The sequence below is a fragment of the uncultured Porphyromonas sp. genome (assembly GCF_905372525.1).
Classification (GTDB): domain Bacteria; phylum Bacteroidota; class Bacteroidia; order Bacteroidales; family Porphyromonadaceae; genus Porphyromonas.
This window is the reverse complement of the sequence record NZ_CAJPPN010000013.1, coordinates 32616-52725: the sequence shown is the minus strand read 5'-3', so window position 1 is coordinate 52725 and position 20110 is coordinate 32616. Positions and strand designations below refer to the sequence as shown.

16 protein-coding genes are annotated in these 20110 nt (G+C 56.9%); 15 read left to right on the top strand and 1 reads right to left on the bottom strand.

Annotation, left to right across the window (positions count from 1 at the left end; translation table 11 throughout):
* The first annotated feature begins 351 nt into the window (after positions 1 to 351).
* The 14 genes from QZ170_RS03905 to QZ170_RS03840 all read left to right on the top strand — a co-directional run bounded on the left by QZ170_RS03905 (position 352) and on the right by QZ170_RS03840 (position 15840).
* The gene (locus QZ170_RS03905) at positions 352 to 1056 is read left to right on the top strand and encodes a rhomboid family intramembrane serine protease (RefSeq protein WP_297177414.1); all 705 of its coding nucleotides are present in this window, start codon (positions 352 to 354) and stop codon (positions 1054 to 1056) included.
* Between the two features lie 31 nt (positions 1057 to 1087).
* A complete protein-coding gene (locus QZ170_RS03900; RefSeq protein ID WP_297177412.1) occupies positions 1088 to 1906 on the top strand; it encodes a rhomboid family intramembrane serine protease in 819 nt (272 codons plus the stop codon).
* Complete coding sequence (locus tag QZ170_RS03895) at positions 1907 to 3052, top strand: endonuclease/exonuclease/phosphatase family protein (RefSeq protein WP_297177409.1); 1146 nt, start codon at positions 1907 to 1909, stop codon at positions 3050 to 3052.
* A gap of 27 nt (positions 3053 to 3079) precedes the next feature.
* Positions 3080 to 4486 (top strand): hypothetical protein, encoded by a 1407-nt coding sequence (locus tag QZ170_RS03890; RefSeq protein ID WP_297177406.1) that lies wholly within the window; start codon positions 3080 to 3082, stop codon positions 4484 to 4486.
* Between the two features lie 75 nt (positions 4487 to 4561).
* Positions 4562 to 5644: a bifunctional 3-deoxy-7-phosphoheptulonate synthase/chorismate mutase type II gene (locus tag QZ170_RS03885; RefSeq protein ID WP_297177403.1), complete on the top strand. Its 1083-nt coding sequence runs from the start codon at positions 4562 to 4564 to the stop codon at positions 5642 to 5644.
* Entirely contained in the window at positions 5641 to 6096 is a 456-nt protein-coding gene (locus tag QZ170_RS03880; protein WP_297177400.1) for a 2-amino-4-hydroxy-6-hydroxymethyldihydropteridine diphosphokinase, read from the top strand. The genes QZ170_RS03885 and QZ170_RS03880 overlap by 4 nt, the downstream gene beginning before the upstream one ends.
* The gene (gene murF / locus QZ170_RS03875) at positions 6096 to 7421 is read left to right on the top strand and encodes a UDP-N-acetylmuramoyl-tripeptide--D-alanyl-D-alanine ligase (protein WP_297177417.1); all 1326 of its coding nucleotides are present in this window, start codon (positions 6096 to 6098) and stop codon (positions 7419 to 7421) included. Before QZ170_RS03880 ends, murF begins: the two co-directional genes overlap by 1 nt.
* 231 nt (positions 7422 to 7652) lie before the next feature.
* On the top strand, positions 7653 to 9482 hold the full coding sequence (sppA, locus tag QZ170_RS03870) for a signal peptide peptidase SppA (RefSeq protein WP_297177397.1): 1830 nt from the start codon (positions 7653 to 7655) through the stop codon (positions 9480 to 9482).
* A 35-nt stretch (positions 9483 to 9517) separates the two neighbouring features.
* Complete coding sequence (lpxK, locus tag QZ170_RS03865) at positions 9518 to 10627, top strand: tetraacyldisaccharide 4'-kinase (RefSeq protein WP_297177394.1); 1110 nt, start codon at positions 9518 to 9520, stop codon at positions 10625 to 10627.
* Between the two features lie 28 nt (positions 10628 to 10655).
* On the top strand, positions 10656 to 11693 hold the full coding sequence (thiL, locus tag QZ170_RS03860; RefSeq protein ID WP_297177390.1) for a thiamine-phosphate kinase: 1038 nt from the start codon (positions 10656 to 10658) through the stop codon (positions 11691 to 11693).
* A gap of 192 nt (positions 11694 to 11885) precedes the next feature.
* Entirely contained in the window at positions 11886 to 12485 is a 600-nt protein-coding gene (locus QZ170_RS03855; RefSeq protein WP_297177387.1) for an L-threonylcarbamoyladenylate synthase, read from the top strand.
* Between the two features lie 25 nt (positions 12486 to 12510).
* On the top strand, positions 12511 to 14310 hold the full coding sequence (locus tag QZ170_RS03850; protein ID WP_297177384.1) for a chloride channel protein: 1800 nt from the start codon (positions 12511 to 12513) through the stop codon (positions 14308 to 14310).
* 24 nt (positions 14311 to 14334) lie between these two features.
* Complete coding sequence (locus tag QZ170_RS03845) at positions 14335 to 15129, top strand: DNA alkylation repair protein (protein ID WP_297177382.1); 795 nt, start codon at positions 14335 to 14337, stop codon at positions 15127 to 15129.
* A 9-nt stretch (positions 15130 to 15138) separates the two neighbouring features.
* On the top strand, positions 15139 to 15840 hold the full coding sequence (locus tag QZ170_RS03840; protein WP_297177379.1) for an RNA pseudouridine synthase: 702 nt from the start codon (positions 15139 to 15141) through the stop codon (positions 15838 to 15840).
* Positions 15841 to 15925: 85 nt separating this feature from the next.
* On the opposite strand, the gene QZ170_RS03835 is transcribed toward QZ170_RS03840, so the two are convergent.
* Complete coding sequence (locus QZ170_RS03835) at positions 15926 to 16405, bottom strand: hypothetical protein (RefSeq protein WP_297177376.1); 480 nt, start codon at positions 16403 to 16405, stop codon at positions 15926 to 15928.
* 480 nt (positions 16406 to 16885) lie between these two features.
* On the opposite strand from QZ170_RS03835, the gene QZ170_RS03830 reads away from it, so the two are divergent.
* Positions 16886 to 19456, top strand: a complete 2571-nt coding sequence (locus QZ170_RS03830; protein WP_297177373.1) for a TonB-dependent receptor — start codon at positions 16886 to 16888, stop codon at positions 19454 to 19456.
* The last annotated feature ends 654 nt before the right edge of the window (positions 19457 to 20110 follow it).

Below are 20110 nucleotides of genomic sequence, written 5' to 3'. Positions count from 1 at the left end.
TGTGCTCCAGAGCACCCAATAGCCCGGAAAAGTCCCCTCTCAGGAGGATGATCCTCCCGAGAGGGGGCAAGGGGGAGAGACAGCCATCCCACTTCTCGGCCTAGAGATCCTGATTTTCGAGGCAAGAAGGGGAAAGCTATGAAGAGGCGGGCTTGCGCAATGGTCTCTAATATGTACATATATCCTAGATGGTCACCAGCAGAGTGAGTGCCTAGGGAGGGGATGGGTGGGGATAAGGGGCACGTGAGAGCACTAGAATAGTTATCTTTGTGACAGCCGTGAGGCGAAGCCCCCTCCTAGTCCGATGGGGACAAATGAATAAGCAATAAGAGTCATAGACAAGGCAAGATAATGCAACAACCCACATCCCTCTGGTCACGCTTGGCACCCCCAGTCGTGCGTAATCTCATTGTCATCAACCTCATCATCTGGGTCGCCTCAATAGTGCTCCTACGCCGGGGTATTGACCTCAATGATCTCCTGGGGCTGCATTACTTCACAGCAGATAAGTTTCGCCTCTTCCAGCTCGTGAGCTATACATTCCTACACGACACCTCCTCTCTGGAGCATGTACTGTCGAATATGTTTGCCGTCTGGATGTTTGGCTCTGCGATAGAGCAGGTATGGGGATCACGTAGGTTTATCCTCTTCTACATACTCTGCGGTATATCAGCAGGACTCACACAGGAGCTATTCTGGATGTATGAGCTCAGTGGTATCGAAGGCTACCAGATGGTAGATATAGGCACAGAGATTCTCTCCACACGAGCCTTCCTCGATCTCCTCATCACGGTAGGAGCGTCGGGCTCGGTCTTCGGGCTACTGCTTGCCTACGGGATGCTCTTCCCCAACTCCTATGTCTTCGTGGGGTTCTTCATCCCGCTCAAGGCAAAGTACTTCGTCCTCATCTATGGAGCGCTAGAGCTCTACCTCGGTACGCATAATACGGGAGGGAGTGTTGCACACTTCGCCCACCTCGGGGGGATGATCGGCGGACTAATCCTAATCCTTCTATGGCGCAAGAGAGGTGAGATCTCACGTCAGAGCTTCAACTAACCGCCTACTGCACTACCTCGCAGGAGCGACTATGATCCGGCGGATCGTAGTGGCACAGGTCGTGCTGTACCTACTGCTCGCCCTCATAGATGGGGTGCTCACCCTCGTCTCCCCGATGCGCTGGTGGGATGCGGGGAGTCTCCTAGCCTTCCAGCCTACGATGGGCTATCTAGTGAGCCATCCCTGGACGCTCCTGACCTATATCATCCCCCACGACAGTCTGCTACAGCTCATCGGTGTAGGCCTCCTACTCGCCCTCATAGATCGTACCCTCCAGGAGCAGTTGTGCCCCCAGCGTGTGCTCGGGCTCTATCTCTACGGGGCTCTGGCTGGAGCACTTGGGGATCTACTCTGCTACTATCTGGGTGTAGGGCTTGGGCTCTGGACACCCCTCCCCCTAGAGCTGGTCGGTGCCCAGCCTGCAGCGCTCTCGCTCCTCTCAGCCTCCCTCACCCTGCATATCCGTAGGGGAGGTTCCCTCCGCGAATACACCGTCGTAGGGGTTGGTCTCGTCCTCCTACTCGCAGTGATCAGTCTGGGGGCATCCTCATGGAGGGCAGGGCTAGGTGGGCATCCTCTAGCCTATATCGGGGGGATCATATGCGGGATCGTCTATGCCCTCCTACTGTGTCGTGGTATCGACCTAACCACCCCTATAGCTAAGCCACTAAGGTATATTCACCTCTATATAAACTCCCGCCTAGGTAGCCCAGAGGTCTCCCCTAGATACATCCCCGAGGATGGAGCCTCACAGAGTGAGCTACGACACTCCGACTGCGAGCCCCCCACCAGAGGTGAGCGTAGACGAGTAGAGCAGATCGGGCGGGGCGACACAAAACCAACTCACTAGATGACGAATAGACTCTCCTCTGGTCCGCTCCTACGGATCAGCTCACATATCATCAAGGTTACCCTCAGCGTCCTGACTGCTGCAGTGAGCCTCACCTTCCTCCTCGGGGCCTACTCGAGCTACATCCCACCGACGAAGTGGATCATCCCAGCCCTGCTGGGGCTCTTCTTCCCCGTCCTGCTCGCTCTACAGCTCGGGGTAACGATACTATGGCTACTAGCCTTTGATCGTAGGCGCCTGCTCCTGCTCTGCATCGTCTGGCTCCTCTCCCTCCCCCAGCTACTCATCTACTTCCCTATCAACCGCTCTGTACAGCTCTCAGATGAGGGAGGTGAGCCCACGATACGTGTGCTCTCATATAATGTCTGTGCCTTTGGCTTCAAGCCCCACTCCGCCGTGGCTCCCAATGCGACCCTGCAGTACATCAAGAGCAGTGGAGCGGACATCGTCTGTATCCAGGAGGCTATGCTGAACCAGAACCCCTTCGCAGGGGTCGTCTCCAAGACCCTCAGGGGCTACCTCAGCCAAGATTACCCCTACATACGAGTCATACGGGTCAATCGAGGGGGGAGCACGCTAGCGATCCTCTCCAAGCACCCTATCACCAGCCTCCAAGAGATCCCTATCCCCTCATGGGTCAATGGGGCGATAGCAGCCAAGATCCTCCTCTATGGCCGTGAGGTACTCGTCATCAATGCACACCTAGAGTCCTTCCACCTAGGGCGTGTGGATGGCGAGGAGTACCTCAACCTCGTCAAGCAGGGTAATGCTATCCGCCTACAGGATGCACTACGAGCCAAGCTCGCTCCGACCCTCAAGGCTCATGAGGAGCAGGCCGAGATCCTAAGGCAGTTCATCCAGGAGCATGGCCGGGAGGGACGTGTGATCGTCTGTGGAGACTTCAACGACACGCCTCTCTCCTACGTCCACCGTCGGGTATCGGAGGGGATGGAGGATGCCTTCGTAGAGCGGGGCAATGGCCTAGGCTTTACCTTCCACACACGACCCTTCTACGTGCGCATTGACCATATCATCTACGGCAAGGCCTTCCAGGCACAGAGCTGTCAGGTCGATCGTTCGGCAGCAGAGTCCGATCACTACCCGATCCAGGCCGTGCTCTCCCTATCCCCTACTTCGGACAAGTAGTCACCCCATCTAGCCCTACTGAGACGTATGCTTCACAATAAGATCCGCCAGTACCTCATAGACTTCCTCGTCGGGCCACTCTTCATCCAGAGCCAAGGCGAAGACCGCTACCAGCGGCGCTTCGAGGCTGTCGGCTACACAGATGACCCAGAGGAGATGAAGCAGTACCCTGTGGTGATCCTCCCCTCTGGCTTCTTCGACAGTAGCCACTATGGCACCCCGAGGAGCTGCCCGAGCCTACCACTGAGGGAGTGGCGGGGGATCCCGATCCTCTTCGGGGAGCCCCGGGAGGAATGGAGCCGAGAGGGGCATCAGGTCATCATCCACGCAGACCTCATCGCCTCCAGCTACTTCCTCCTCTCTCGTTACGAGGAGATGTACCTGAGGCATGAGCGGGATCAGCTGGGTCGCTTCCCCGGCAAGAGCTCTCTAGCCTATCGTGCTGGCTTCCTCCATCGTCCCATCGTGGACGAGTATGGCGATGCCCTACGAGAGATCCTCCTCAGTAGTGGTATCGCCGAGCGGTACAACCTTCGTATCCCCGAGCGGGCGAAGACCTTCAGCGCCGTACACCTCACTCACGACCTCGCCTACCCCTACAACTATAGGGGCTGGAGGAGCTTCCTGAGGGCATGGCTGAGGGAGAGGAAGAGCCCCCTTCGGTCACTCAAGCTCGCCTTCGGGCTAGACAAGGAGGATGACTTCTATACCTACCCTAGGTTCCTCAAGTGGGATCAGGAGCTCAAGGAGCACCTACCCAAGGGAGTGACTCACATCCACTTCTTCATCAGGATGCCCTCGCACTCAGCACTGGACCGCCCACGGTATCGTCCTCGCTCCTCCTACATGCGACGGGTACTGCTGGAGGCTGGCCGTGCGAAGGCACACCTCGGACTACTAGGCAGTCACCAGGCCTGCCTCTATGCCGAGATGATCGGGGGGGAGCGCAAGGCCTTCGAGCAAGCCTATGCCAAGCCCCCTCACAGCCTGCGCTACAGCTCTCTAGCGGCCTGCGAACCCGAGGACTACCTACAGGCTCTCTACTCGGGCTTCAGACACGACTACACGATGGGCTATGCCGATGTCGTAGGCTTCCGCCTAGGTACCTGTCATCCCGTACGCTTCATCAACCCCAATACCCGCCAGCTCACTGAGCTGACCCTCCATCCTCTCATCCTGCGAGACCTCACCCTGAGCAGTGGGGAGGCTATGGGACTAGACCACGAGCAGGCGGAGCAGATAGCGAGTGAGCTCGTACACACGGTAGCTCGCTACAACGGTGAGCTCACCCTGCTCTGGCACAATCACCTCCTCTCGCAGAAGACCCACCCGTGGCACTCTGTCCTCTATCGCTCCCTCCTCCGACAGATCGAGGAGATCGACCGGGAGGCCATAGAGGCAGCCGAGCAAGACTCGGTCATCAGCTCCTACTAACGTCCCTCAGCCCCTCACTAGCCCACGTAGAGCAAGTATATCTCAGCCCCAGACTCCATACGCCGACAGACAGCTATGTCCACAGATCTCTTCCATACGCTCACCTTTGAGCATCCCTCTCCTTACCCCTTCCTCATCTGTGCTGGTCCATGCAGTGCCGAGACCGAGGAGCAGACCTACGAGACGGCCCGCCAGCTGAGGGCTCGTGGGATACGCCTCTTCCGTGCGAGCCTGTGGAAGCCTCGTACACGCCCAGGCTCCTTCGAGGGTGTCGGGGCTGAGGGACTCTCCTGGCTACGACGTATCGAGCAGGAGCTGGGGATGCAGGCGATGACTGAGGTAGCCTCGGCAGCTCATGTAGAGGCTTGTCTGAGAGCGGGGATACGTACCCTGTGGGTCGGGGCTCGGACGACAGCGAGTCCCTTCGCCGTATCGGAGCTCGCCGAGGCACTGAGAGGCGAGGAGGTCACCCTACTGGTAAAGAACCCCCTCAACCCCGACCTTGAGCTCTGGGAGGGAGCCCTCCTACGCTTCCACGCTGCGGGTATCGAGCGTATCGGAGCTGTACACCGGGGCTTCAGCACCTACGGCAAGGGGCCGTACCGCAATGCCCCTCTCTGGCAGATCCCCATCGAGCTACGTCGGCGCCACCCCGAGCTCACGATCCTCGGGGATCCTAGCCATATAGCAGGGCGTCGGGAGCTCGTCCCCCTCGTCTGTCAGGCTGCTCTGGAGATGAACCTCTCGGGGCTCATGATAGAGACCCACCCTACCCCCGAGGTTGCCTGGAGTGACGCTGCCCAGCAGCTTACTCCCGAGGCACTCATCACCCTGCTAGACTCCCTGCTCATCCACCCTACACGCAGTACTGCTGACTCTACAGAACTTAGCCAGCTACGTCAGGGGATAGACCATATAGACCGACAGCTCCTACTCCTCCTCTCAGAGCGGATGAAGCTCGCCCGCTCCATCGGAGAGATTAAGGCGAAGGATCACCTACCGATCGTACAGCCCGAGCGATACCGTACCCTACTCGAGGAGCGACTCCGCCTAGGGAGTGAGCTCGCACTGGAGGAGGGCTTCCTGCATGAGCTCTTCAGCTGCATCCATGAGGCCTCCGTACACGTCCAACATATCCCCCTCTCCACGGACCAATGACTAGCCCACACCACTTCATCCTCACCCTAGGGAGCAATACCGAGGCCGAGGCACACATCGCCTTCGTACGGGAGCGACTATGTGCCCTACCCCACTGCTCCCTACGCTTCTCCACCCCGCGCCTCTCGGCGCCGGTGGAGTTTCCCCTCTCCTCAGCACCCTTCACTGATGTCGTCGTCGTGGGGGAGACCCATGAGGAGCTCACCGTCTTCGCCGCTCAGCTCAAGGCCCTAGAGCACAGCGCTGGGCGTACCCCCGAGCAGCGGGCGACCAGCCCTGAGCAGATACCTATAGATATAGACCTCATCTGCTGGGACGACTTAGTCCTCAAGCCCCGAGACCTCACCCGTCCCTACCTCCATCTCGGCCTCGGGGAGCTGGGCGAGCAGCTCCCCAGCCGACTCGCCTCATGCCCGACTCCATCCACCCCCAAACAACATAAAGAGAAATGATACCCCTAGAGGAGCTCTACACCCTATACCTCCAGCATCCGGTCGTCTGTACCGATACCCGACAGCTCTCTGAGGGCTGTCTGTTCTTCGCTCTCAGAGGGACGACCTTTGATGGGAATAAGTTTGCCCTACAGGCACTAGAGTCTGGGGCTGCATATGCTGTAGTCGATGACTCTGAGGTCGCTGTGCAGGACGACCGCCTACTCCTCGTAGCAGATGTCCTACAGACCCTACAGCAGCTCGCCCACCACCACCGCAAGGCGCTCGGCCTGCCCGTGATCGCGATCACCGGTACCAACGGCAAGACGACCACCAAGGAGCTCACAGCTGCAGTCCTCTCTCGAGGCTACCGCCTCCTCTACACTGAGGGCAACCTCAACAATCATATCGGCGTCCCCCTGACGCTCCTTCGCCTCAGGGCAGAACACCAGCTCGCCCTCATCGAGATGGGAGCGAGCAAGCCAGGGGACATCGCCGAGCTCTGCGCCATCGCCGAGCCCAACTACGGACTCATCACCAACATCGGTGAGGCACACCTAGAGGGCTTCGGCTCGCTCGAGGGGGTGCGCAAGACCAAGGGAGAGCTCTATGAGAGTGTACGTAGCCGAGGGGGGGTACTCTTCGTGCACGCAGACGACCCGACCCTCTTAGAGATGAGTCAGGGGGCAGAGCGGATTATCACCTATGCCGAGCATGTCCCTGCTCTAGTAGAGGGGGAGGTCGCGCCACATGATGGGGAGCTCTTCCTACACTTCCGCTGGATAGCCCCCGCTCTCCCATTCCCACTGCAGGAGATACGGACACACCTCGTCGGAGACTATAATCTACCCAATGCATTGGCCGCTATCGCCATAGGGCTCTTCTTCGATCTCCCCGTAGTGCTGATCAATGAAGCTCTCAGCTCCTACGTCCCGAGTAATAGTCGCTCACAGCTCATCCTCTCCCCTCGGGGCAACCGGATCATCGCCGATGCCTACAATGCCAATCCCTCGAGCATGCGGACGGCTATTCACAACTTCCTACATATCCCCCCTACTGATGCCCCCCGCATCCTCATCCTCGGGGACATGAATGAGCTCGGCCAGGAGAGCGACCAAGCACACCAGAGGCTCTGGACAGAGCTCCAGCAGTACGGCACACATCAGCCCCTGAGAGTCCTGCTCTGTGGCCCCCGATGGGTCGCCCTACGCCGAGGCGAGGGCGAGACCTTCGCCTCCGTCCAGGAGCTCAAGGCACACCTAGAGGCTCATCCCCTCAGTGAGAGCCTCATCCTCGTCAAGGGCTCTAATAGTATTCACCTCTCAGAGCTCCTTCCCCTGCTCTAGCAGCACGCCACAAGGGGACACCACCCCCTCCCCTAGGTTCATCCTGGGGTGAAGGGGAGGTGTCCCCCTGTGGCTCTCTGTATAAAGTGGTAGGGGGATTTCCTCAAGTGTAAGGGGAGGGTCAATGTAAAGTATTTAGTATATTTGCACTTAGCCTCAGAGCCAATCATCCTGGGGCACACCACTAGATATTATAGCATAGACATCAACACTATACCCGACCCTCACCACATGGATACAAATCTACCACCCAAGCAACCACTAGGCTTCTGGAAGACCGTCCTAGCCTCCTTCCTAGGGTTTCTGGGCGCACACATCCTCTTCTGCCTCTTCTTCCTTTTCGTCTCCATCAGCCTTATATTAGGAGCTGTCCTCACTAAGGATCGTACTGTCACTCTCAAGGATAATACCGTCCTACGCATCGACGTCGCTTCACTCCAGGAGATCGTAGTGACGGACGACTTCGGCAGCATACTCCCCTTCGGAGGCTCGGCGAATCCCCCTGTGTCCCTCACTCAGGCACTACAAGGGATACGCAAGGCCAAGGCAAACCCCAACATCAAGGGGATCTACCTCAACGTCGAGAACCTCTCCGCAGGCCTCGCCTCTACAGATGAGCTCCGAGAGGCCCTATTGGACTTCAAGAAGAGTGGTAAGTTCGTCATCGCCTACGCAGACAACTATTCGCAGAAGGCCTACTACCTAGCCTCCGTCGCTGACCGTGTCGTACTCAACCCCGAGGGGATGATCCCCCTCGTCGGGATAGCTAGTGGTACGCTGATGATGCACGAGGCTCTGGAGAAGCTCGGTATCAAGGCCGAGGTCTTCAAGGTCGGCACCTACAAGGGTGCCGTAGAGCCCTACATCCTCGATCGGCTAAGCGAACCTAACCGCGAGCAGATACGAGCCTATATCAGTGGTGCCTGGGAGCACATCCTCTCAGGGATAGCTACCGCACGTAACCTATCCGTAGATAGTATCCGTACCTTCGCCGAAGGGGGGCATGCCTTCGATGCCGCACAGACTTATCTACGGAGCGGGCTCGTAGACACCCTTGCCTATCGACTAGATATGGAGGAGGTGGTCGCACGTGAGCTCGGAGTCTCCTCCCCCAGCAAGATCCATCAGGTCACCCTAAACGACCTCATCTCCCTCCCCGATGCTCCCGATGAGCCCATGGGCGACAATGAGGTCACCGTCCTCTATGCCGAGGGCGAGATCATGGATAGCCCCTATAGCCAAGAGGGCATACAGAGTGCACTCGCCGAGCAGCTCAAGCGACTCGGCGAGGACGGGACGAGCACCAAAGCCCTTGTCCTACGTATCAACTCCCCGGGGGGTAGTGCCTTCCTCTCGGAGCAGATCTGGCACCAGCTACGTGAGCTCAAGCGGAAGTTCCCCGTCGTCGTATCGATGGGTGACGTCGCTGCCTCGGGGGGCTACTACATCGCCTCTGCCGCTGATGCTATCGTGGCGAGTCCGATGACGGTGACTGGCTCTATCGGGATCTTTGGGATCGTCCCCGAGGCCTCCACCCTAGCCAAGCGACTGGGTCTGAGTATGGATGTCGTGAAGACCTCGCCCTACGCAGACCTAGAGATCGGGGGGATCTTCGGTCTAGGGATCAATGGACTCTCCCCCGAGCAGAAGGCCGTCATCCAGGGGATCGTCGAGCGGGGCTACCGTACCTTCCTCTCCCGTGTCGCCGAGGGGCGATCGATCAGTATAGACTCAGCAGACCATGTCGGTCAGGGACGTGTTTGGCTCGGGGAGCAGGCTAAGGCTCTCGGGCTAGTGGACGAGCTGGGTGGACTACAGACCGCTATCAAGCTCGCCGCGAAGCTAGCGAACATCTCTGGGGACTACTATGTACACTATGGCACTACGAGCCATAGCTTCTGGGATCAGCTCTTCGGGAGCCCGACCACCGAGGGCTTTGTCGCCCGACTGAGGGATCGGCTCATGACCGAGCAAGAGCGCCGCCTACAGCAGTTCCTCCGTCAGAGCTTCACCTATACGGGGATACAGGCACGCCTCCCCTATGGTCTACCAGCCCTCTAGTGGCTGGTACACTCTGGCAACCCAAGTATCGAGCTATGACGAAGCGAACCTCCAATCCCCTGCTTCACCTCCTCTCTTGGCTATATGGCCTGGGAGTCGATCTACGCAATACTCTCTTTGACCAAGGCATACTGAGGCAAAAGAAGTACCCCATCCCCCTAATCTGTGTCGGTAACATCACCGTCGGGGGGACAGGCAAGACCCCACATATAGAGCTACTACTGAGTCTGCTGTCCCCTACCCTGCGTGTGGCGGTCATCTCCCGTGGCTATAAGCGACAGAGTCATGGGCTGCAGATAGCCTCGCCCACCTCTACAGTGCAGCAGGTGGGGGACGAGCCCAGACAGTTGGCTCTGAAGTACCCTCACGTCCAGATCATCGTCGATGGCAATAGGCGACGTGCGATGAAGTTCCTCCTCGCCCAGCCTGCAGAGCAACGTCCCGAGGTCGTACTCCTCGATGATGGCTTCCAGCACCGCTACGTCCAGCCCTCCTTCTCCATCCTCCTAGTGGACGCCTCTAGGGAGCTACACGAAGATACACTGCTCCCGATGGGCTCGCTACGTGAGCCCGCCTCGGCTCGCTACCGTGCCGACTGCATCATCCTCACCAAGTGCCCCATAGATCTACAGCCGATAGACCTACGTATCATGCGTAGGAATCTCGCCCTATATACACATCAGCGGATCTTCTTCTCTAGGATTGTCTACCAGGAGGCTCGCCCGCTACATGCTCTGAGGAGCCCGGGGAGCGAGATCCTCCCCTGTGGTGCTCCCATCGTTGCTGTGGCAGGGATCGCCTCCCCCACAGTCTTCTTTGAGGATCTGAAGCGATACTACAAGGTCATGGCGACGATCTCCTTCCACGACCATCACAACTTCCGCAGCAGCGACCTACAGCAGATACGCTCCATCTGGGAGCGAGAGCAGGCTATAGCTGGTATCGCTCAGCCCGTATCCATCGTCTGCACAGAGAAGGATGCAGTACGCCTGATCGACCTAGGAGCCAAGCTCGATGAAGAGCTAGCCAAGCGGATATTTTACCTACCCATCAAGACGGAGATCCTCTTCAAGCCCGAAGACTTTCGTAAGATGATCCTCCAAGCAGCCAAGACGCTCCCCTCCTCGCTCCAGCATAGGAGCTAGGGGTGGGAGCGTTGTTTGTATCCATTCTATGCAACGAACAGAATTGTCCCAGCTCGGCGAGTTTGCCCTGATCAAGCATCTTACGCAGGCTCTGCCCAAGCACAACGAGACGACCCTACTCGGTGTCGGTGATGACGCAGCCCTAGTCGCCTACCCCCCTGAGATGCAGACCCTCCTAACCACGGACTTGCTCCTAGAGGGTATCCACTTCGACCTCACCTATACGCCCCTCAAGCACCTAGGCTACAAAGCTGCCATAGGGAGCTTCTCTGACATCTACGCTATGGGCGGGCATCCTCAGCAGCTGACCGCCTCGATTGGTGTCTCGGCTCGCTTCGCTCTCGAGGACCTGGAGGAGCTGTATGCAGGCCTCAGACTAGCCTGTGACCGCTACGGAGTAGACCTCGTCGGAGGGGACACCTCAGCGAGCCTCACAGGGCTCTGTATCAGCATCACCTGCCTAGGGATGGTGGAGCGGGGGCAAGCGATCCTACGCAGTGGCGCTAAGCCGACAGACCTAATCTGTGTCAGTGGGAGTCTAGGAGCTGCCTACATGGGTCTCCAGCTCCTCGAGCGAGAGAAGCGTGTATTCGCTGGGGAGAGGGAAGGGTTTACCCCCGACTTCGCCGAGCGTGAGTACATCCTAGAGCGACAGCTCAAGCCTGAGGCACGGCAGGACATCCTCCTCGCCCTACGTCGCGCAGGGATCCGCCCCACCTCCATGATAGATAGCTCAGATGGACTAGCCTCGGAGCTCCTACACATCGCCACGGAGAGTGGTGTAGGGGTACGTATTTATGAGGATCGCCTTCCCATAGATCACGAGACAGCACGTATGGCCGAGGAGCTACATATGTCTACGACGACCGTAGCGCTGAGTGGTGGGGAGGACTTCGAACTCATCTTCACCGTCCCCCTGGCGCAGCTCGATGAGCTACGTACCCTGGAGGGTATCCGTATCATCGGGCACGTCACCGAGGCTAGTGCGGGGTGCTATCTAGTCGCCCCCGACGGCACGGAGCTGCGTCTCATCGCTCAGGGGTGGCCTCAGGAGCGAGAGGAGTAAGCCCCCACCGAAGGCTTCCCCTTACTTCAAGAGTCCCCACCGCCCTCCGGCTTATCGTCCATCGAATATGTTCGTCCATCCCATTAGGATCTATATGACAGCCTCGCCGGAGACTACGAAGATTCACTCATAGGGGGACATAAAGATACCGCTATAGAGGGCTCCTGAAGCCCTCGCCTAAGGAACAAAAGAATGAAGATAAAAGAGACCATACAGCCCTCCTATGACAAGGCCGACCTCGAGGAGGCCGTCGCTACGCTACGCCGAGGGGGGATCATCCTCTACCCCACAGACACGGTCTGGGGGATAGGCTGTGACGCCACCAACGAAGAAGCCGTACGACGGATCTATGCACTCAAGCGAAGGGAGGACAGTAAGAGCATGCTCGTCCTCGTCGCAGAGACCCACGAGGTAGAGCGCCTCATCAGCGACGTCCCCGAGGTAGCCTATGATCTAATGGAGCTGGCGGTACGTCCGATCACTATCGTCTACACCTCGGGAGCTTCGGGGGTTGCCCCAAGTCTAATAGGTGAGGGAGGCAGCCTCGGGATACGCCAGACTCGGGAGGCCTTCTCCTCGGCCCTATGCCGACAGCTCCGCCACCCGATCGTCTCGACCTCTGCCAATATCAGTGGCGAGCCTACCCCTCTCCTCTTCTCTGGTATCAGTGAGGAGATCCGCTCGGGAGTAGACTATATCGTCCGCTATCGTCAGGAGGATACTACCCCGAGAGAGCCCTCACAGATCATCCAGCTGGGTGCAGGGGGCGAGGTGAAGGTCTTGCGTCCCTAGTCCTCGGTATCACGACAGCATATAGATGATGAATGCACGGCTCTTCGATAGACGGAAGCTACAGGATCAGGTGATCCTCTGGCGGGAGAAGCACATCAGCGAGCGCTACTTTATCCTCCTGCTCAGCCTCTCTATAGGGGTGACGATGGCGCTTCTGGCAGCTCTGCTGAAGTTCATCATACACCATATAGAGAGCTTTGTACTCCTACATATCGAGCAGAGGAGCTACCTCTATCTCGTCTTCCCTGCTCTGGGGATCTTGCTCTCGCTACTCTTCGTACGCTATATCGTCCGTGATGATATTAGCCATGGTGTCACGAAGGTCCTAAGCTCCATCTCGCAGCGCAAGAGCCGGATTAAGCCACACAACACCTGGTCTTCCCTGCTCGCTAGTGCCCTGACCATTAGCTTCGGGGGGTCAGTAGGTGCGGAGTCACCGATCGTCATGACTGGGGCTGCCATTGGGTCAAACTTCGGGCGTCTCTTCCGCCTCGAGCAGCGCAACCTCATGCTCCTCATCGGCTGTGGTGTGGCTGGGGCTCTAGGGGGGATCTTCAAGGCTCCTATATCAGGTCTAGTCTTCGTGATCGAGGTACTCCTGCTGGACCTCACGATGGCCTCCGTCCTCCCTCTGCTGGTGAGCTCCGTCTCGGCTGCTGCCGTAGCCTATGTGCTCTCTGGCAAGGAGAACCTCTTCCTCTTCATACAGACAGATCCCTACTATATCGAGCGTATCCCCCTGATGCTCCTGCTGGGGGTCGTGTGCGGGCTCATCTCGCTCTACTTCTCCAAGACGATGTTCTACGTCGAGGGTGAGTTCAAGAAACTCAAGAGCCAGCGTACCCGCTACCTCATCTCCGCTGCGGTACTCTCTCTGCTGATCTTCCTCTTCCCTCCGCTCTATGGAGAGGGGTATGACTCGGTCAATATCCTCCTCGACGGGCAGTACACACAGCTACTGGATGGTAGTATCTTCGAGGCCTTCTCGTCCTCTTATTGGGTCGTCTTTGCCTTCTTCCTACTGACGGTACTATTCAAGGTCTTTGCCTCCGTAGCCACCAACTCCGGCGGTGGGTGTGGTGGCCTCTTCGCTCCTACACTCTTTGTCGGAGGGCTCACGGGCTTCCTCTTCTCCTACCTCGTCAATTACTTCTCCTCGATGCGCGTCTTCATCTCCCCGAAGAACTATATCCTCCTCGGGATGGCTGGCCTCATGGCTGGTGTGATGCATGCCCCGCTAACAGGAGTATTTCTCATCGCTGAGCTCTCGGGAGGGTACAACCTCTTCCTACCACTGATGCTGGTCTCCCTCACCTCCTTCGCTACCATACGTATCTTCATGCCTCACAGCATATACTCGCTACGTCTAGCCGAGCAGGGCAAGCTACTGACCCACCAGAAGGATACTGCCGTACTGACGCTCATGAATCTGGAGAATGTCCTAGAGCATGACTTCGAAGTAGTACATCCCGAGATGACTCTTGGGGAGATGGTCAAGGTCATCTCTGTCAGCCACCGCAACTCCTTCCCCGTAGTCAATGCCTCGGGGATCCTCGTAGGTATCGTAGAGCTGGATAATGTACGCAACATCATGTTCCGTCCAGAGCTCTACGACCGCTATCGAGTACGACGGATCATGGTTACCCCCGAGGTGAAGATCCGGGCGTCAATGCCCATGACAGAGGTCATGCGCCTATTCGATGAGACGAAGGAGTGGAAGATGCCTGTCGTAGATGACGAGGGGCGTTACCTCGGCTTCATCAGCAAGAGCGCCATCTTCAACAACTACCGAGAGGTACTCAATGCTACCTTCATCGGGGACTAAGTACCAAGTATTCTATCAAGATACATGACCCAAGGAAAGCGTGTAGGCGCACGTTCTATCGCTCAGATCCCTCCCGAGATTCTTCAGCAAATCAACCGAGGAGAGCTCGAAACGGCCAACCTCACAGAGTGGCTAGCGGTAGACCAAGTAGCGCTACTACAGCATCAGTTCCATCTCCTAGGACGTGACGCGTATCTTCCTCATCTCTTAGCTGAGATACGTGACCAAAAGAAACCCTCTACCAACAGCACGTGTAGAGTGATAGGTCGTACCCTCGGACAACTCATCCTTCAGCATGGCGACAAGGCTCTGCTCCAGCAGCTGGGCGCACATAGGTCTGATATGCTCCGATGCTGGGCTGCCTATGCTCATCCCTATACTACCCTTGAGGATGAACTGAAGTACATATACCCATTAGCCCAAGACGCACACTTCGGGGTACGGGAGGTCGCTTGGTTCGCCCTCCGCCAGCATATCATAGATGAGCTAGATGAGGCACTGCAGTCTCTAGCACATTGGGCTACAGATCCGAACGAATATATTCGTCGCTTTGCCTGCGAAGCGACTCGCCCCTGTGGGGTATGGTGCGAGCATATCACTCGGCTCAAGGATACCCCCGAGCTGGGGCTACCTATCCTCGCCCCCCTAAGTAGAGACACCTCACGATACGTACAGAATAGTGTCGGGAACTGGCTCAACGATGCCTCCAAGACCCAGCCTAAGTTCGTCGAGACACTATGCGAGACTTGGCTTAGGGAGCATGACTGCCCTGAGACAAGATACATCACGAAGCGTGCCCTACGTAGCCTAAATAAATAACTAACTCCTATGGCTCATCCATACACACCTACCATCATCTACGAAGACAACCATCTACTCTGTGTCGCTAAGCGTCCAGGGGAGATCGTCCAAGGCGATAAGACGGGAGACGCACCTATGAGTGAGACGCTGAAGCTATGGCTGAAAGAGAAGTACCAGAAGCCTGGCAACGTCTTCCTCGGTGTGATCCATCGCCTGGATCGTCCTGTCGGGGGGCTAGTGGTCTTCGCCAAGACCAGCAAGGCACTGACGAGGATGAATGACCTCTTTCGTCACGGAGAGGTGCAGAAGAAGTATTGGGCGATCGTCACTGCAGCCCCACCCCAACCTCAGGGGACACTGGAGAACTACCTCGTCCGCAACGAGCAGCAAAATAAGAGCTACGTCACCCGAGACCCGATGAGGGAGGGTGCCAAGCTCGCGCGCCTCTCCTATCGGCTACTTGCCTCGGGAGAACGTTACCACCTAGTGGAGGTAGAGCTCCATACGGGACGCCATCACCAGATACGCTGTCAGCTAGCACACCTCGGCTGTCCTATCCGTGGCGATCTGAAGTACGGAGCCCCGAGGAGCAATCCCGATGGTAGTATCAGCCTGCTCTCACGAAGCATCGCCTTCACTCATCCTGTGAGCAAGCTACCTGTATCACTCATTGCCCCACTACCCACCGATCGTCTCTGGCAAGAACTCGCTCGGCTAGTAAAGGAATAACGAACACCCCTAGCGGATAAATAGCGAGGGAGCATTGGGCGGACTCGACCCCATGCTCCCTCGCTTACCTTTTCGGGTATGAGGGTTATTTCTTCTCTACCTTGACGAGGGTAATCGGGTTGTTTGCCTTCTCATTGAAGACGAGGGAGAGCGGTCTCTGATCGACGAGCTTTCCTCCCTTGCTGAAGATCTCGATTATATTCTTCTTGGCAGCATCGCTGAGGAGGGGATCTCCAGCCTGCGTCGTCATCTTCATACCAGTCAGCGTTAGGACAGGCTTGTTGAAGGTATATTTAGCCTCGAAGACGGTAGTATTCACGGCGGCTGCGGTAGCCTTAGGCTGACGTACTACGGTGAGTCTCATTACTCCACCCTTGACGAAGTCAGCCTTCATCTGGATGTTGGCATTGCTCTCGATACCGGCTACGCTCTTAGCGTCCCAAGTAGTACCCTCCAGCGCCATAGGCTGAGGAGCAGGGGGGACTGGTGTTTCGTTCTTCTTCTTACACGAGGCTACACCTAAGGCAAAGATTGCTAGGAGTAGCATAGGAATGAATTTCTTCATACTGAATTGGATTTAGTTAGCTTTAACTTGTGAGTCCTTTGCTGAAAAAACGGCTCTCCGGCCGAGTTTCTTACCTATGCGTTAAACTTTCAGCAATGTTTACAGTCTCAGTATATTCTCGAGTCCCCAGCCGGCCTTATTTCACGCTCTTCCGAGAAAGCACGACCACCACCTCAGAGTCTCCCCTTCACTTCCCCGCCCTAGACTAGGTAGCATGGAGTGGGAGGAGTATGAGGGATGGCCTCCCCTTTGCTAGGTATTTCGGTACAAAAGGAGTGATGACACACCTCCCTTCGCTATCTTTGTCCTGACTAAGACTGCGGAGAAGAGCCCCACGGGGCCTTAGCCAAGCCATGTGCTCGGGTAGACAAGCATCCCCCCAAGACATCTATAGAGTGTTCCTTTGGGGAAGGACTGCGTCCGCAACGAGGTAGAGGCACAGCCTTAGGACATCTAATCATTTAATAATTTATATCCATCATGAAGAGTATGCTACACCGAGTGATGCTTGCTCTCCTACTCCTCCTATCGAGTGGGATTCAGCTGGCTGCTCAGCACTCTGAGGCGACAGGAAGTATCGTGGGCACCGTCGTAGACGCTTCGACACACGAGGCCCTTCCTTACGTCCAAATCATTGTCAAGGGGACTACCGTAGGCACGACGACAGACGCTAATGGTGCCTTTAGTCTCCCTCACCTTCGCCCAGGCACCTACACCCTAGAGGCTCGCCTGGTAGGCTATGCAGCTGAGAGCAGCCGCGTAGCTATAGAGGCTGGACATAGTAGGCACCTCGACCTGTACCTTCGCCAGCAGGCTATCGACCTGGATGGCGTAGTCGTATCTGCCAACCGCCACGAGACCCTACGCCGTAGTGCCCCTAGTCTCGTCACGGTACTCTCCCAAGAGGTCTTCCAAAAGACCCACTCAGAGAACCTCAGCCAAGGCCTGCGCTTCCAGCCAGGACTTAGAATAGAGGATAACTGTCAGAACTGTGGGTTCAACCAAGTACGTATCAACGGACTCGAAGGTGCCTATTCGCAGATCCTCATCGATAGTCGCCCTATATTCAGTGCGCTGGCAGGAGTATATGGTCTAGAGCAGATCCCCTCATCTATGATCGAGCGTGTGGAAATCATCCGAGGAGGGGGCTCGGCACTCTTCGGAGCAAATGCCGTCGGAGGCGTCATCAACGTGATCACACGTGAGCCACTGAGGAACTCCGCTAGCCTGCGCCACAGCTACACCAGCTACGAGGGTGCGGATCACCGCTATACTTCGCTGATGCCTACCACGAGCTTCAATGGCGCTCTCGTCACAGAGGATCGTCGGGCAGCAGCGATGGTCTTCGGACAGCACTCCCGCCGAGGGATGGTCGATATCGACGGAGACAGCTTCACCGATATACCAGAGCTGAAGAATAGAGCCCTTGGCTTCCGCTCCTATTATAAGACGGGTATGTACAGCAAGCTCACAGCGGAGTATCGCTCCATGCACGAGTACCGCCGTGGGGGAGATCGCCTCAGTGAGGCTCCCTTCCAAGCCCGTATATCGGAGTACCTCCAGCACTTCGTCGATGGAGGGAGTCTGCGGTTTGATCAGGCTACGGCTTCGGGCAAAGACCAGTTTAGCCTCTACGCATCTGCCCAGCAGGTACTGCGTAAGAGCTACTATGGTGGCGGGGACTACGCTGGAGACTTGCTAGATCCACTAAAGACCCTTCCCCGAGGGAACGAAAACGGCACTGCCCTCGAGAAGGAACAAGCACGCAAGTATCAAGAAGCATACGACGAAGCCCTAAAGGCCCTCACCTCCTACGGCGAGACTAAGGGGCTAGATGCCCAAGTGGGTGGTAACTACATCCACCACTTCCCTCGCTCCTTTACTCTCACTGCCGGGGCAGAGGGTACGTATGCAACCCTTCGGGACAAGAGCGGCTACCGCTCACAAGCTATCGACCAAGTCACCTGGACATTCTCCCAGTACGATCAGATCGAGTATACGAACGACCGCTGGAGCGTCCTCCTCGGTGGCCGTCTGGACTATGTGCGCCTACTGCAGGGGGGTAAGCTAAGCATCGATCCCCTGCTTATCCTAAGCCCTCGTGCCAATGTGCGCTTCTCCCCAACGAAGGATCTTAGCCTACGTCTCTCGTACAGCGAGGGCTTCCGTGCGCCACAATTCTTCGACGAAGATATGCACGTACAGCTGGCAGGTGGTGAGCCCAAGGAACGTGTCCTAGGGAAGAATCTCAAGGAAGAGCGTTCACGCAGCCTAAGCCTATCGGCAGACTGGTACACAGCCTTCGGTGGATGGCAACTCAACGTCATGGGCGAAGGCTTTGCTACCTTCATTAAGAATAAGTTTACCCCCGACAGCGAGGATGGTGTCCTCAATCCCTCCACTGGGAAGCACGTGATCACGATCCAAAACATGAAGGGGGCCCCCAGCAAGGTCTACGGGATCAATCTCGAGGGGAAGCTAGCCTACCGCCGCCTCTTTGACCTGCAGGGTGGACTCACGCTCCAGCGTAGCCTCTATGGAGAAGAAAAGGAACTCTTCGGCGAGGATGCGAATACCGGTCAGAAGCGTGTAGCCACCAAGGACTACGAACGTACCCCCAATGTCTATGGCTACCTCACAGGGACAATCCACCCCACACGTGCCCTAAGCCTTACTCTCTCGGGCACCTATACGGGTGGGATGAAGGTACCCCATGAGCCCTATGATGGCTTTGACAAGCTTGGAGTACCTGCTGGTAAGATCCGCCCCGATGGACACTTTGAGTACGAGCAGGACGGCACTCGCTACCGTGGAGTAGCCGACGGGCATGCCTATCTCTACCATGCGAAGCCATTTGTAGACCTTGACCTTCGGGCAAGCTATGCCTTTGACCTCACTTCGCTCGTGAAGCTGACGCTGGAGGCTGGTATACAGAACTTCCTCAACTCCTTCCAGCGGGACACCGATATGGGTCCAGGACGAGCCTCAGCCTATATCTATGGGCCGAACCAGCCCCGTCGACTCTACCTCTCCGCTACCCTCGATCTATAAGACGAGATAAGGCTAAAGCTCTACAGCCCCAAGGTCATCTCCCCTGCACGGGGAATGGCCTTGGGGCTTCTCTTTGGAGTAAGCAGGAGGAAGCGAGAAGATGAGAGGAGGGGGCAGTATTATTTGCACTCTAGTGCCCTGGGTGGGAGGGGGGGGGTATCCCCCCTTTGCTCTGTATATTTTCCCTAGGTGAGTACCCTCAGGGTCGACGCATGATCTCGCTCGCACACTCCTGCCTTTGGATCTCCGGGGGTATTATTTCATATATTAGGGAGCCTTAGCCCATCACTAAAGATCCTAGGCATTATCCCCAAGAAACAGACATACGAGCGAGCCCTACAGAGATGATACTTAGAGCACACTTGTGTACACGCGTGTATACAGTTGTGTACACGTGGGTATACAGTTGTGTACACGCGTGTATACTCATCCCTCCTAGGTAGGAGGGATTCGCTGGACATACCTAGACTAGGACACGGATATTTCTATCTTCGGCGTATACTTCTTCCCGACCTTGCCCTCGCACTATAGTGATTTCATGCGTCAGCCCCTCGGTATCCCCTTATATTCCTCCATAATATTCCCCTTATATTAGTATTGAGTGGTGAGCCCTGCAAAATCAGAGGAGGGTAACCCAATGAGGATGGTAATGGG